This is a genomic window from Allocoprobacillus halotolerans, from assembly GCF_024399475.1.
Lineage (GTDB): Bacteria > Bacillota_I > Bacilli_A > Erysipelotrichales > Coprobacillaceae > Allocoprobacillus > Allocoprobacillus halotolerans.
Genome location: NZ_CP101620.1, coordinates 2,459,991 through 2,476,058 on the forward strand (window position 1 = coordinate 2,459,991; position 16,068 = coordinate 2,476,058).

General features: G+C 31.3%; 12 protein-coding genes, 1 other RNA gene and 2 pseudogenes. 2 read left to right on the forward strand and 13 right to left on the reverse strand.

Annotated elements, in window-relative coordinates; translation table 11 throughout:
- The first annotated feature begins 10 nt into the window (after positions 1–10).
- Entirely contained in the window at positions 11–694 is a 684-nt protein-coding gene (gene sigK / locus NMU03_RS14530) for an RNA polymerase sporulation sigma factor SigK (protein ID WP_290139364.1), read from the forward strand.
- Here sigK and parC read toward each other — a convergent pair.
- A pseudogene (gene parC / locus NMU03_RS18115) lies at positions 691–3,235 on the reverse strand (DNA topoisomerase IV subunit A). The gene sigK and the pseudogene parC sit on opposite strands and share 4 nt — an antisense overlap.
- Positions 3,236–3,246: 11 nt before the next feature.
- Positions 3,247–5,175, reverse strand: coding sequence for a DNA topoisomerase IV subunit B (gene parE, locus NMU03_RS14540; RefSeq protein ID WP_290139367.1), 1,929 nt, complete (start codon positions 5,173–5,175; stop codon positions 3,247–3,249).
- A gap of 160 nt (positions 5,176–5,335) precedes the next feature.
- Between parE and plsY the strand changes: the two genes are divergently transcribed.
- Positions 5,336–5,944, forward strand: coding sequence for a glycerol-3-phosphate 1-O-acyltransferase PlsY (gene plsY, locus NMU03_RS14545; protein WP_290139370.1), 609 nt, complete (start codon positions 5,336–5,338; stop codon positions 5,942–5,944).
- Between the two features lie 29 nt (positions 5,945–5,973).
- On the opposite strand, the gene NMU03_RS14550 is transcribed toward plsY, so the two are convergent.
- The 11 genes and pseudogenes from NMU03_RS14550 to NMU03_RS14605 form a co-directional block, all read right to left on the reverse strand.
- Positions 5,974–6,615 (reverse strand): histidine phosphatase family protein, encoded by a 642-nt coding sequence (locus NMU03_RS14550; RefSeq protein WP_290139372.1) that lies wholly within the window; start codon positions 6,613–6,615, stop codon positions 5,974–5,976.
- Positions 6,616–6,639: 24 nt separating this feature from the next.
- Positions 6,640–6,840, reverse strand: coding sequence for a YneF family protein (locus NMU03_RS14555; RefSeq protein ID WP_290139375.1), 201 nt, complete (start codon positions 6,838–6,840; stop codon positions 6,640–6,642).
- Between the two features lie 60 nt (positions 6,841–6,900).
- The gene (locus NMU03_RS14560) at positions 6,901–7,254 is read right to left on the reverse strand and encodes a hypothetical protein (RefSeq protein ID WP_290139378.1); all 354 of its coding nucleotides are present in this window, start codon (positions 7,252–7,254) and stop codon (positions 6,901–6,903) included.
- A 72-nt stretch (positions 7,255–7,326) separates the two neighbouring features.
- Entirely contained in the window at positions 7,327–9,300 is a 1,974-nt protein-coding gene (tkt, locus tag NMU03_RS14565) for a transketolase (RefSeq protein ID WP_290139381.1), read from the reverse strand.
- A 77-nt stretch (positions 9,301–9,377) separates the two neighbouring features.
- Positions 9,378–9,604 (reverse strand): annotated as a pseudogene (locus NMU03_RS17795) (DUF896 domain-containing protein).
- 16 nt (positions 9,605–9,620) lie between these two features.
- Positions 9,621–9,781: non-coding RNA, 6S RNA (gene ssrS / locus NMU03_RS14580), on the reverse strand.
- Between the two features lie 70 nt (positions 9,782–9,851).
- Positions 9,852–11,138, reverse strand: coding sequence for an EF-P 5-aminopentanol modification-associated protein YfmH (yfmH, locus tag NMU03_RS14585; RefSeq protein WP_290139388.1), 1,287 nt, complete (start codon positions 11,136–11,138; stop codon positions 9,852–9,854).
- The gene (gene yfmF, locus NMU03_RS14590; protein ID WP_290139391.1) at positions 11,125–12,399 is read right to left on the reverse strand and encodes an EF-P 5-aminopentanol modification-associated protein YfmF; all 1,275 of its coding nucleotides are present in this window, start codon (positions 12,397–12,399) and stop codon (positions 11,125–11,127) included. Before yfmF ends, yfmH begins: the two co-directional genes overlap by 14 nt.
- Before the next feature lie 83 nt (positions 12,400–12,482).
- The gene (locus NMU03_RS14595; protein WP_290139392.1) at positions 12,483–13,430 is read right to left on the reverse strand and encodes an ABC transporter permease; all 948 of its coding nucleotides are present in this window, start codon (positions 13,428–13,430) and stop codon (positions 12,483–12,485) included.
- Between the two features lies 1 nt (position 13,431).
- Complete coding sequence (locus NMU03_RS14600; RefSeq protein ID WP_290139394.1) at positions 13,432–14,520, reverse strand: ABC transporter permease; 1,089 nt, start codon at positions 14,518–14,520, stop codon at positions 13,432–13,434.
- Positions 14,504–16,039 (reverse strand): ABC transporter ATP-binding protein, encoded by a 1,536-nt coding sequence (locus NMU03_RS14605; protein WP_290139396.1) that lies wholly within the window; start codon positions 16,037–16,039, stop codon positions 14,504–14,506. Before NMU03_RS14605 ends, NMU03_RS14600 begins: the two co-directional genes overlap by 17 nt.
- Between the last annotated feature and the right edge of the window lie 29 nt (positions 16,040–16,068).

Genomic DNA, 16,068 nt, shown 5'->3' on the forward strand with positions numbered 1-16,068 from the left:
GAGGTGACTTATGTTTACGACCATTTTTGCATTACTTCAACAATTTTTCTTTGTATCCTTTATTAAAACACAGGCTTTTAAACCTCAATTAACTCCCCAGCAAGAAAATGAATTATTAGAAAAATATTTTCAAGGTGACCAGAATGCTAGAAATGCATTGATTGAACACAATCTCAGACTAGTTGCACATATTGCGAAAAAATACGAAAGTTCTAAAGATTTACAGGAAGATTTAATCAGTATTGGTACAATTGGACTGATTAAAGCAGTAGACAGTTATAATGCAAGTAAATCTACAAAACTGGGAACCTATGCTGCAAAATGCATTGAAAATGAAATTCTAATGCATTTACGTCATCATAAAAAAACAGCACTTGATGTTTCACTTAATGAAGTTTTAGGCGTAGATAAAGATGGTGGTGAAATGACCTTGCTTGATATTATTCCTGCTAAGGAAAAAGATATTGTTGATCAGATTCAAACAAATGAACAGATTCAAAAACTACAAGATTATTTCACCTTACTGACTCCACGTGAACAAGAAATCCTAATTTATCGTTATGGCCTTAATCATCAACGTATTTATACCCAAAAAGAGATTGCAGCCAAAATGAATATTTCACGTTCCTATGTATCACGTTTAGAAAAACGTGCATTAATCAAGTTATTAAAAGCCTACATTCATGCCAATTAGAAATCATCTTTAAATAAGTCATCAAAAGAAATAGGTTCAAAATGTTTATCTTGTTGTGGGTTTTTCTCTAAAGGTTGATGCTTATCAACCTTTTCTTTATTTTGATTATTTTCAATTTTATCTTGATATAAGTTTGTAGTGAGAACAAAATCACGATAAACATCTGTTATTATTTCATTTTTTAAAGACTGAATCACACTTGGTTTTTGTCCAATTTGAGATATCGAGAAATCTTTAACTATCATAACTTCTTTTTTCTGCTGTGTTGTTATTACAAACTTATCTTGTATGTCTAATACATAAGATATCACTGCATGAATTGGATGAGTTTTCGGTGATTTAAAAATTAAAGTTCCTTTTGTTGCACGATTACAGCTAGGTATATCAGAAACTCGCATACGCTTGATTCCTGGCTGATCACTGACTAATACATATGAATAAGAATAAGTTGGATCAAAGGTATTCATTGAAACCAAAACATCTTCTTTTAAATTCATAGCTTTAATACCAGCAGCTTTAAGTCCTAGAATAGAAATTTCCTGTTCACTATATAATGAAACATAACCTAAAGACGATGTTAAAACAATGGCTTGATGATCATTTGTAAGTGAAACTTGTAATAATTGGTCATCCTTTTTTAAATTCATACATTTAAGAGGTTTACTATAACGAGCCACTTCAAAATCTTTTAAAGCAACACGTTTAATTTGTCCTAAACGCGTCACCAGTAAAACATAATAAGGAAGTTCAAATGATTTAATAAGGATTGAACCAATCATTTTCTCTTCTGGTGAAACCTTAATGAAATAACTAATATGTTTTCCTAGTTCCTTCCATTTAAATTCTTCTAACTTATGAATTGGAATAAACAAATAATTTCCTTTATCCGTAAAAATCAATAATTTATCTAAAGTACTTGCAAAATGTAAATCCAACAAAACATCTTCATCTTTCTTACCAAATGCAATATTTTCACTGGCTTTATAAGATCTTTGAGAAATTCTTTTTACATAGCCATCACGCGTAATAGAAACATAAATATCTTCAGGTAGAATCATTGCTTCTTCATCAATCACAATTTCTTGTATTTCATCTTTTATTTCAGTTAAACGTGGACTTGGATATTGTTTTTGAATTTGTTTTAATTCATCAACAATCACTTTTCTTAAAACCTTATCACTTTCTAAAATATCATTTAATGTTTGAATCAATACTTCAAGTTCACTTTTTCTTTTTCTAAAGAAACAATATCTGTGTTTGTTAAACGATATAACTGTAACATCACTATAGCTTCTGCCTGATTTTGTGTAAAATGATATTTTGATTGAAGATTATTTTTTGCATCTTGTTTATCACGTGAATGACGAATGGTATGAACAACTTCATCTAATATAGAAATGGCTTTTATCAAACCATCAACAATATGTTTACGTTCCTGTGCCTTATTTAAGTCATATAAAGAACGTTTTGTAATGACTTCAATTTGATGATCAATATAACCATCCAAGATTTCAACAATCCCCATACAGATTGGTCTTTTATTTTTAATAGCCACCATATTATAATTATAATTCTTTTGTAAATCCGTATTTTTATAGAAATAATTAAGCGTATTTTGCACGTCAACATCTTTCTTTAAATCAATAACAATACTTAATCCATTACGATCAGATTCATCACGCACTTCAATAATACCATCAATATTTTTTTGAAAACGTATTTCATCTAATTTTCTCACTAATTCAGCTTTATTCACTTCATAAGGAATTTCTGTGACAACTATCTTATTGATATTTTTTCTTCAATAATTTTTGTCTTTGAACGAACAACAACTTTTCCTTTACCAGTTTCAAATGCTTTTTTAATACCATTTAACCCTTCTACAATGGCTCCGGTTGGAAAGTCTGGACCTTTGATAAATTTCATTAAATCATCTAAAGTACAATGAGGATGTAATATTCTATAAATTGTTGCATCAATAACTTCTTTTAAGTTATGCGGTGGAATATCAGTTGCATATCCAGCTGAAATTCCAGTCGCTCCATTAACAAGAAGATTAGGAAATTTAGCTGGTAAAACAGTTGGTTCATATTCAGTATCATCAAAGTTTAATGCCATTTGAACAGTTTCTTTATCTATATCTTTTAATAATTCTGAAGCAACGGATGACAATCTCGCTTCAGTGTAACGCATCGCAGCTGCAGGATCATTATCAATCGAACCATTATTTCCTTGCATATCAATAAGAGGGATACGCATTTTCCATTCTTGTGATAAACGAACCATTGCCTCATAGACAGATGTATCTCCATGAGGATGATAATTTCCAATAACATTACCCACTGTTTTAGCAGATTTACGATATGGTTTTTGATAAGTATTACCATCTTTATACATAGCATAAAGAATTCTACGTTGAACAGGCTTTAATCCATCTCTTACATCAGGCAATGCACGATCTTGAATAATATATTTTGAATATTTTCCAAAACGATCACCCATAATCTCATCTAATGATTGTGTTATGATTTTTTCTTTCATGATTAACCCCCTTATTGATTAATAAAGAATGAATCTTCTAATGAGAATTGTACATTATCTTCAATCCATTCACGTCTTGGTTCTACTTTATCACCCATTAAAACGGATACACGACGTTCTACCAAAGCAGCATCTTCAATAGATACTTGAATTAATGTTCTTGTTTCAGGGTTCATTGTTGTTTCCCATAGCTGATCAGCATTCATTTCACCTAAACCTTTATAACGTTGTACGGCATAACCGCGACCGATTTGCTTTTTGGCTTCTTCTAATTCATCATCATCCCATGCATAAACAGCATCTTCATGTTTACCATTTTTCTTAGAAACTTTATACAATGGTGGTAAAGCAATATAAACTTTCCCAGCTTGAATCAAACCACGCATATATCGATAAAAGAAAGTTAAAAGCAAAACCTGAATATGCGCCCCATCCGTATCTGCATCGGTCATAATAATAACTTTAGAATAATTAGAATCATCAGCATTAAAATCTGCTCCTACACCAGCACCAACAGTATTAATGATGGTACTGATTTCTTCATTCTTCAAAATATCATTCATAGCTGCTTTTTCAGTATTGATGACTTTTCCTCGCAAAGGCAAAATTGCCTGATATTTACGATCTCTTCCTTGTTTTGCACTACCACCAGCAGAATCCCCTTCGACAAGATAAAGCTCTTTTCTTTTCTTATCTTTGGATTGGGCTGGAGCTAGTTTCCCACTTAATATTTTCTCAGCTTTTTGCCCTTTTCCTTTACGTGCTTCTTCACGTGCTTTTCTAGCCGCATTTCTAGCTTGCGATGCTTTGATCATCTTTTTCACTAACTCATTAGCTGTTTCTTTATTTTCTTCTAGAAAATAGTTCACTTGTTCATAAACAACATTTTCAACAATATTTCTTGCTTCTGGCGTTCCTAATTTTGATTTTGTTTGACCTTCAAACTGCAATAAAGATTCAGGTATTTTCACAGAAATAATGGCTGTTAAGCCTTCTCTAACATCACTACCTTCAAGATTTTTATCTTTAGATTTTAATAAACCATATTTTCTTGCATATTCATTAAAAACTTTAGTAAAACCAGAACGAAAACCCGTTTCATGCGTCCCACCATCGCCTGTTCTTACTAAATTGACAAAAGAAATCAGATTTTCCTGATAGCCATCAGTAATTTGAAAAGAAACTTCAACTTCGATAGGATTAGAAACATCATCAAATGAAACTGTTGTATGTAATGTTTTTTTATCATAATTCAAATATTCAATAAAAGCTTCTAATCCATTTTCATATTGAAAAGATTCCTGTTTTCCACTTCTTTCATCTATAACATTCATTTCAATTCCTTTTAATAAAAAGGCACTTTCTCTTAGTCTTTCACAAATAGTTGAATAGTTAAACTCAATTGTAGAAAAAATATGAGAATTCGGTTTGAAATGAATAATTGTTCCTGTTTTAGATGTTTTTCCTAATTTTTTTAAAGGGGAGATAATTTTTGCACCATCTTCAAAACGTTGTTGATGAATATAACCATCACGATAAACAGTGACTTCTAGCCACTCACTTAAAGCATTCACGACAGATGAACCAACTCCATGTAAACCTCCTGATGTTTTATATCCACCATCTTCACTAAATTTACCTCCAGCATGAAGAATAGTTAAAATAACTTCAGTTGTAGGTTTTCCAGAGGCATGCATACCCGTTGGCATCCCACGTCCTTCATCTTCCACACGAATGCTATTGTCCTTTCCAATGGTAACTGTAATCTTTTTACCAAATCCAGCTAACGCTTCATCAATCGCATTATCGACAATTTCCCATACAAGATGATGAAGTCCTCTGGCATCAGTTGAACCGATGTACATTCCAGGACGTTTTCTAACTGCCTCCAACCCTTCAAGTATTTGAATATTAGACTCATCATAATGATTTGTTTTCATATCTGATTTCCTCCTTTTCAACTTTTTCAATTATAACAAAAACATTGATGTATTGCTAGAGAATTCATATCATAGCAAATTTCTTAAATTTTCGCAAATCTTTTAAAAAAATTGATTTTTCTTCTTTTTTATGTATAATTAGTGGCGGGGAAGTGAGAAAATGGATATATTGGTATATTTATTATTAATCATTATGGGATATTTATATGGTTCTATTCCTTTTGCTTTAGTCATTGGAAAACTTTTTTATCATACTGATGTAAGAAATAGTGGCTCAGGAAATTTAGGAGGAACCAACGCCGGAAGAGTTCTAGGCAAAAAAGCTGGTTTAAGTGTGATTATTTTAGATACCTCAAAATGTTGCATTTCTATTTTTATTGCTGGATTGGTAGCAAATGCATGCAACCTCAATCACAATATTGTTTATTTATGTGCGCTGGCTTGTGTCATTGGACATTGTTATCCAATATTTGCTGGATTTAGAGGTGGAAAAGCTGTATCAGTTGCCCTTGGATATGCCTTAATGACAAACATTTATGCATTTTTGATTGCTTTAGTCATTTTCTTAATCACATTAAAGCTTTCTAAATATGTATCATTAGCGTCTATCCTGGCTTCTATTTCAATTGTCGTGATATCACCATTTCTTGGCTACAGTACAGTTGGAATTATCACAAATATATGCATTGTTGCTTTACTTGTCTATAAACATCTAAGCAATATTCAAAGAATAAAAGATGGTACAGAAAATAAAATTACATGGATGTAAAAACCTGAATGTCAAAAACACTCAGGTTTTTATTTTGCAAAGCTAGCATGCATAACATGGGGTAAAAACTGATGCTCATTATAATAAATAACTTGATATGAACCATTTTTTTCTTCAATACATGTTAAAGAACACCCTTCTACTATTTGTTGATTAATCTGAACTAAATCTTTTTTAGATATATGCAAAAAGATAGACATAAAAATCACAAAACACATCCCATGAGTTACAACCATCACTTGACTATCATGAGGTAATTGTTTTAAATCATCTAAAAAACTTTGAACCCTAGCTATGACTTCTTCATAACTTTCACCATGAGGAATACGTTCAAAACATTCAGGGTGATTCCATAATTGATCATAAAGTTCATAATGATTTTCTAATAAATCAGATATTTTTTGACCTTCAAAATCACCAAAATTCATTTCCATGAGACGTTTGTCTAATGTTATTGATTGCTGATCAAATAATAAATGAGCTGTTTGATTGGCACGAGGAATGGGACTTGAAAACACATAATCAAATTGCAACGAATTATCTTGAAGATATTGTTTTAAAGCAAGTGCATTTTCAATGCCTTCTTGTGACAAAGGCGAATCCAAACGTCCCTGCAATCTTTTTTCTTCATTCCAAAGTGTTTTAGAATGACGCGTTATATATATCTTCATATATGAAAAAATAAGGGATATCCCTTATTTATATTGGTCATTAATGCTTTTCATAATTCGTTTGATTTGAGTTTCGTTTGGTTTACGTCCCATTTCCATAAACATAGCACGAATCATTTTTTCATTAATTGGTGGATTCTTCTTTAAGTTTTTCTTGAATAAATAACGAGCAACAAAGAATCCTATAACAAGACCTATTAAAAGTCCTAAAACGCCATACAACATCTTTCTATCCTCCATTCAACTACCATAATATTATAGCATAGTCTCATCTCTTTTGCAAAATTATTTCGTTATCATATAAAAGTTTTTAGAAAAAGACGATATAATATCATAAAGACAATGATTATTTCCCTCTTCTTCAACATCTAAATCATATTCATTCATAACCATTGTCATCTTTTGACAAGTAATTGGATTTAATAATTGATGTGTCCCATGATAATAAGAATAATCCTCACGAGATTGAATATGATGAAGTAGCTTTTCCTTTTCAGCTGACATACTTGAAAAAATCAATTCAATTTGCTTTGTTTTATACATATTATCCTGCTTTTGATAAATTTGTTTTAAAAACACTGGATATTTTTTTACCAATTCAACATAGCGTTCTTTAACACAAACTATTTTATATTTCATATTCATCACCAATGTTATTATACTTCTATATAAACAAAAAATATGTCAAAAAAAGAACCTTTTAACAGGTTCTTAAAGTGATAAATATGTTTGAACAATATGATCAACAGTAAATCCATATTTTTCAATAATAACGGATGCTGGTGCACTCGCTCCAAATTGATTAACAGAAATAACCTTTCCATCTAAACCAACATATTTATGCCATCCAAAATCACAAGCCATTTCTACAGCGACACGTTTTCTGGCATGAGTTGGTAAAATCATTTCTTTATATGATGCATTTTGACAATCAAATAATTCCATAGAAGGCATTGATACAACACGTACATCATGCCCTTGTTCTAATAAAACTTTTTGTGCTTGTACAGCTAATTCTACTTCACTACCTGTAGCAATCAAAATACCGTCTAAATGCTCCTTTTCTTTGGATACAATATAAGCTCCATGACAAACATCATCATAAGTTGCATGAGTAAAGTTTGTGACATTTTGTCTTGTTAAAATTAAAGCTGTTGGACGATCATTTGTTTCAATAGCTTTTTTCCATGCCGCACACATTTCATAAGCATCAGCAGATCTAATGACTTGTATATTTGGCAAAGAACGCAACATTGCTAATTGTTCAATAGGTTGATGTGTAGGCCCATCTTCTCCTACTGCGATAGAATCATGTGAAAGTGGTAAAATAATTGGTAATTTCATTAAACATGCCATTCTTAAAGCTGCCTTAAAGTAATCACTGAAAACCATAAATCCTCCAGCAGCAACTTTAATTCCTTTATGCAATGTCATTCCGTTCATAATGGCTACCATTGCAAATTCACGAATACCAAAGAATAAATTACGTCCACCATAATTTTCACAACTGAAACGTTCTGCATTTTTTATAATTGTTTTTGTTGAAGATGCTAAATCAGCTGTTCCTGATAAGAATGTAGGATTTTGCGCAGCAATAGCGTTAATTAATTTTTCACTTGTTACACGTGTTGCTTCACTTAGCCCTTCCTGATATGCTTGCATAAATGTTTCTTCGTCAAAAGCATATTCATCATTCATATTTTGGAATAATTCCTGATATAATTCAGGATATTCTTCTTTATATGAATCCATCATTTTATTCCATTTATTGTAAGCACGTTTTCCTCGATTAAAAACATTTTTCTTAAAATCATCATAAACTTCTTCTGGCACAAAGAAATTATCATATTCAAAACCATATTGCTTTTTAGCATATTGTCCATCTTCCTCACCAAGAGGCGCACCATGAACTTTACTTGTTCCTTGATTTTGAGAACCAAATCCAATAATTGTATTAACAATGATTAATGATGGTTTATAAATTTCTTTTTTAGCCTTTTTAATAGCTTTCGCAATAGCTTCATAGTCGTTACCATCTTGAACGCAAATAACTTGCCAGTTCATCGCTTCATAACGTTTTTTTACATCTTCACTAAATGAATAATTCAATGGTCCATCTAATGTTACATTATTTGAATCATAAAGAACAACTAACTTTCCTAAACAAAGATGTCCAGCAAGAGATGCAGCTTCATAAGTAACCCCTTCTTGCATATCTCCATCACCACATAATACATAAGTGTGATGATTTATCACTTCATAATCTTTTTGATTATATCGAGACGCTAAATAAACTTCAGCCATTGCCATTCCTACTGCCATTGGAATTCCTTGACCTAAAGGCCCGCTTGAAGCATCAACACCATCAGTCAATTCAACTTCAGGATGACCAGGTGTACAACTTCCCCATTGTCTAAACTGTTTTAAATCATCCATTGTTAATTGAAACCCTGATAGATGTAATAAACTATATAATAATGAAGATGCATGTCCACTTGCTAAAACAAAACGATCACGATTTAACCACTGTGAATGTGCTGGAAAAACTTTTAACTCTTTTGTAAATAAAGAATATAAAGCCGGTGCAGAACCTAACACCATCCCTGGATGTCCTGAGTTTGCTTTATTAATCATATCTATTCCTAGTGATCTAATCGCAGCAATTGATAATTCAGATTGATTCATTATCTCATTCTTCCTCCTTATAACACATTAACATTATACACAAAAACACATGAATATCAAACAAGATTTGACATAATCTAGCATTTCTTTATGTTTTTATGCTTTGATGGTGTCACATCTTGTCCTTTTGAATCTACTACTTTGATATTTTGAAGTTGTTGTTTAAACCCTTTTCTAAACAAACGCAAATACTCTTGTCTCAGTTCTTGTTGTCTTTTTTCTCTTTTTCAGTTAAACCTTCTGTTTTGCTTTTTCTTGCAAGCTCATTGATTTCATGAATCATCTCATCTGTTATTTTTTCCATGTTTCCTCCTCAAAAAGAAAAACCTAAGAGTTTTTTAGATTAATCCCTGGTATATGCAGGTGGGTATCTTGTGCTCGATTTTAGGATCCCTATTCATGACAGGTTTTCAACACCACCAAGCAACAATCAGATTCCCTTATCTATCGTGTAGGAAATACATATATCTCTTAGGTCACTCACATTATAACATAAAATTGAAATGTGTAAATAGTGAAATCTTTCATTCTATAAAATGTCTTTTGTTTCTTTAATTTGTTTTTGGTAAAATTGTAAAAGAAGTTGTATATTGAATATCAAATAAGTGCTTTAATTCATTTAAATCTTCAATAGTTAAAGTATTTAAATAATCAATCAAATCAAAAATCATAATTCCTTCAAAATAATAACGACTAAACATATTCGCAATACTTTCAGGACTATTAAAAACAGAAATAAGAATTCCCATTGTTTTTTTCTTCAAACGTGAAAAACTTTCTAAGTCAATGGCATAATCTTGCATATGTTCAATAAAATCAAAGATTCTTGCTTTAAGCTTTTCTGGATAAAGTGTATCACCACCAATTTGAAGAAAACAATAATCCCTTTCTTGAGTAAACTGAGCACTAAAACTATCATTGATGATTTCTTCTTTTAACCATTGTTCATAAAGCGATGAACTTTTCGCAAAGAAAATGTCAAGTAATAAATTCATGCCTAGCTCTCTTTTTAAACGTTCTTGTGGATTTGTCAAAATCTCATTAATTTTTAAAGAAACAATAATCTTTGGCATTGTGACATCCATGTGTAAAGTTGCATCCTTTTGAGCTACATCCTTTGGTTCTTCAACAATTTCTCTTTGAATAGACTTTTCATTAGAAAACTCTTTTTGCTGCTGATTTTCTCTAATCAAAGCCATTGTTTGTTTTGGATCAATATTGCCTACTACAAACAACATCATATTACTTGGATGATAAAAAGTATGATAACATTTTTCTAAAGTTTCTTTATCAATAGACCTAACTGTTTCAACAGTTCCTGCTATATCAATTTTGACTGGATGTTTCTGATATAAATTTTGAATACTTCCAAAATAGCAACGCCAGTCTGGGTCATCGTCATACATTCCAATTTCCTGATTGATAATTCCCTTTTCTTTTTCAACATTTTCATCTGTCAAATAAATATCTTGTACAAAATCAAGTAATAATTGAATACATTCTTTTTCATGACTTGTGGTACTAAATAAATAAGCTGTACGCGACGATGAAGTAAAAGCATTGCTGCTTGCTCCTAACTTTGCAAAAGCCTCACTTGCATCGCCCTCTTCCATTTCAAACATCTTATGTTCCAAAAAATGTGCGATACCATCAGGAACTTTTAACATTTGTGTTTCATGTAAAGGGACAAAAGTAGTATCTATAGAACCAAAACGCGTGGAAAATAAACCATAAGTTTTAGAAAAACCGATTTTTGGTAAAAGATAAACTTTTAAACCATTTGACATTTCTTCAAAATATATTGTTTCTTGAAGAGTTGGATAATTAATTACTTTCATGGAACTCCTTTCCTGTAAGGAAGTAAATTGTATCAAGCTTTACCTTTTTAGTAACTTCTACAATTTCTTCTAAAGTTACATTCATTAATTTTTCAATATATTCTTCATTTGTTTCTTGCTTATGTGTAATATCACGATTATATGCTAAAGCAATCATACTTCCTGCTTCATCATTTGTTTTCTTCAATGCATTGACAAGCATCATTTTCGCAAGATGAATTTCATCTTCAAGAAGATGTCCATTTTGAATATCTGATAATTGCTGTTGAATGAGATCTAAAGCTTTTTGATAATCTTTTGCTTCTATCCCCGCATTGACAATCATCATACCATTAAAAGCATCATAACTAGAAGAAACATAATAACATAAACTATTTTCTTCTCTTACAACTTTAAAGAGACGTGATTGTGAAAAACCACCAAATATTGCATTAAAAACAGTAAATGCATAATGTGACGGTGATTGAAAATCACATTGAATTTGATAACCTAAATTTAATTTTGATTGAGTAATATCTTGTTTCTCAATTACTTCTAAAACCTCAGGTCGTGGACTTTCAAACATATAAGAAGATGCATAATCATGATGTCCATCTGGGAACTTTAAAAGACGATCAAAAACATCAACGATATTTTCTGGAATATCTCCAACGATATATACATGTTTTTCATCTTCTTCAATACATTTTTTCATATATTGATAAAGTTGTTGAGGCGTAATATCTTGAATTTCTTCTTCATATCCTGTACTTGGAATTCCCAACACCTGATTTCTTCCCATATACTCAAATAATTTATCTAAAGAGTATGAGAATTTATCATCTTTATGTGCTTGTATTTTTTCTTTAAATTCTTTCTTTTTTAATTGTACGATTGTTTCATCAAAACCATCCTGATGAATACAAGGACGATAAAACAAATCACTTATAAGTTGCAATTGTTTTTCAAGTAAATGTTCAGGTGATGGCAAATAAGTATCATTAATAAAACTTGTCGTCACATTCATAATATGTGACTGCCCTTTTGTTGTAATATGTGTTGATAAACTGGCACCATAATTTTCATCAAGATAGGTTGCTAATGTTTTTGTTGATGGATACTCTTGTGTAGCAGCTACCAAAACAAATGTTAATAAAGTTCTAATTGTTGTTGTTTCTTTCAACAATGGACTTTGTAATCTTAAAGAAATTGTCATTGTTTTAAATTTCTTTGTTGGAATAAGATGTAATGTATATCCCGACATTTGATAGACGTTTTCCATAAATGACCTCCAATTCTTATACACATATATTATACTCATTTTTCTACAAATTAAAATAAAAAAAGACCAAGAGTTCTCTTGATCTAACGTTTTCCTTTATCAAACGGTTCTCCTTCTGCACGAGGTGCAGCAGAATTTTTAGATGTAAAGGCTAAAACAATAAGTGTTGCAACATATGGTGTAATTTTATAGAAATAATTTGGAATAGATAATGAAGCTAAGAATGGTAACCCAGCTGAAGCGATTGTTTTCATAAATCCAAAGAAGAATGCAGCACCAGCAATATGCCATGGTTTCCATTGACCAAAAATCAAAACAGCCAATGCCAAGAACCCGTATCCAGCAACATCTGCATTAAAGTTTGTACTTGTTGGAACAACGAAAATTAATCCACCAATACCAGCTAAAAAACCTGAAATAAGTGTTCCTGAATAACGAATCTTATAAACATTAATTCCAGCACTATCTGCAGCTTGTGGTAATTCACCACAAGAACGCAATCTTAATCCAAAACGTGTCTTATATAAAATCAACCATGATAAAACCAAAATCAAAATACCTAAAAAATTTGTAATATACGTATTTTGGAAAAGAAAATCTCCAATGATAGGAATATCACCTAATACAGGAACTTTCGTAATTCTAAATGTATTTGAAAATTCCACTTGTTGTGTTTGTTGTACTAATCTGGCAACGAATATACAAAATGCAGGAGCAAACATATTTAATGCTGTACCACTAATTGTCTGATCAGCTTTCATATTAATAGAAGCAATGGCATGGAATAAGGCAAACAAAGTCCCAGCCAAACCTGCTATGAGAATAGCAATCAATAAGCAAATTTGCGGATTCATTGATTGTTGGAAAAAATGGATGAAAAAAATACCTGCAAAAGCTCCAACAATCATCATTCCTTCCAAAGCGATATTGATAATACCACTACGCTCTGAAAATAACCCACCTAATGCTACAATTAAAAGTGGAATAAAGAAGAACATTGTCTGTTGAAACAAGAATAAAACATCACTCATTTTATTGTCCCTCCTTTATCTTAGACTTCTTTTTAAAAGAAATACCATTTGCTATAATGCCTTTAACCATAAGTGCAAAGGCAGAGAAATAAATAATAATAGCTACAATAATATCAACAATTTGTGGAATAAAGCCATAAATTTGCATTAAAGAACCACCAATAGTTAAATGTGCAATAAATAGCCCTGCAGCTAATATCCCAAAAGGACTTGAAAGACCTAATAATGCAACTGCAATTCCATTAAATCCTTCAGGAGCCAATGTATCAACAACAGCTAAACACTTACCAGTTCCGCCCAAATAAACTAATGCACCACCAATACCAGCTAAGGCACCAGCAATCATCATAGAGCAAACAACTTTTTGTTTAGAATTAATACCTGCATATTTACTTGCATCTTGATTAAAACCACAAGCTTTTAACTCATAACCAAGAACCGATTTATTAAGAATAACATGCATAACAATAACAAGAATAATAGCAATAACTATACCACCATTAACATTAGGAATCAAATGCTCAATCCCAAATTGTGGAATCTCTGCACTTGAAGCAACCGGTAATGTTTCATTCTTATTAATATTAAATACAGTCAAAGGAATGATATAATTAATTGTATACATTCCAATATAATTCATAATAATAGAAGCAATAACTTCGTTGACATTCAAATAAGCCTTCATTATACCTGGCACACATCCCCATATAGCTCCTGCTAAAGCAGCAAATAGAATAGCTACAAGCCAATGAATCGCACCTGGAAGGAATGTCCATTCAACCCCAATATAAATTGCAACAAATGCACCCACAACAAATTGACCAGGAGTACCAATGTTGAATAGACCTGTCTTAAAGGCAAATCCAACCGATAAACCAGTTAAGATAATTGGAGTTGCATTGTTTAAAACCTGCCCGATTCCACGTGTTCCATTGCTGAAACCACCTTGAATTAATGTCAAATACCCATTAAGCGCATTAGATGGATTGGCAATAATAATAACAATTAAACCGATAATCAAACCAGCAATAATAGCAGTAACAGAAGAAGCAAAATTAAGTGATGCTTCAGAATTAAATATCTTTTTCATTTGTATCACCTCGCTTACTTCCTGCCATATAAAGTCCTAATTCCTGAACAGTAATTTCTTTAGGATTTAATTCTCCTACAATTTCTCCTTCATATATAACTAAGATTCTATCTGATAAATTCATAACTTCATCTAATTCTAGTGAAATAAGCAAGACTGCTTTTCCCTCATCTCTTTCACGAATAATTTGTTTATGAATATATTCAATCGCACCAACATCTAAACCACGTGTTGGTTGTACAGCAATCAGACATTCAGGATTTTTATCTATTTCTCTTGCGATAATTGCTTTTTGTTGATTACCTCCAGACATACTTCTCGCTATAGTCTTTGAACCTTGTCCACTTCTTATATCATATTGTTCAATAAGTTTTTCTGAATATTTTTCAATTTCATCAAATTTTAAAAAGCCATTCTTTGAAAATTGTGGTTCAAAATATCTTTGTAAAACCAAGTTATATGATAATGGATAATCTAAAACCAAACCATGCTTATGACGATCTTCTGGAATATGTGATATCCCACTTATATTACGTTGACGTATTGAAGCATGTGTAATATCTTTTCCATTTAATGATACTGTTCCGTTTAAAACAGGCATTAATCCTGTAATCGCTTGTACAAGTTCAGTTTGTCCATTACCATCAATCCCTGCAATACAAACAATTTCACCCTTACGCACAGAAAAACTCACATTATTGACAGGATTTTTATGTCCTTTTTTACCAACTGATAAGTTTTTCACAACCAAGATATCATCAGTTGGATGAGCCTCAGTTTTTTCAGTTTGTAAATTAATTTTTCGCCCAACCATCATTTCAGACATTTCTTCTTTTGTCGTTGATGCTACATCAATTGTTCCAATATACTTCCCTTTTCTTAATACTGAACAACGATCAGCAACTTCCTTAATCTCATTAAGTTTATGTGTGATAAACAGAATAGATTTTCCTTCTTTTGCTAAATCTTTCATAATCTGCATTAATTCATCTATTTCTTGAGGTGTTAAAACAGCCGTCGGTTCATCAAAGATTAAAACTTCGTTATCACGATATAGCATCTTGATAATTTCTACACGTTGTTGCATTCCTACAGTAATATCACTAATCAATGCATCACAATCAACTTTTAAATTATATTGACGAGAAATCTCTTCTACTTTTTGACGAGCTTTTTTCATATAAAGAAAACCATTTTTTGTATCTTCAGCTCCCAAAACGATATTCTCTAATACTGTAAAATTATGAACTAATTTAAAATGTTGATGAACCATTCCAATTCCTAAACTATTTGCATCATTAGGATTATTAATTTTAACGACTTGACCATTTTTTAAAATTTCTCCTTTTTCAGGTTGATATAACCCAAATAAGACACTCATTAAAGTAGATTTTCCTGCACCATTTTCCCCTAACAATGCATGAATTTCACCTTTTTTTAATTCAATAGTCACGTCATCATTAGCTATAATTCCCGGAAAAACTTTCGTAATATGTCGCATCTCGATAACGTTTTCCATTTTCTTCCTCCTTCTACAATTTATTTACA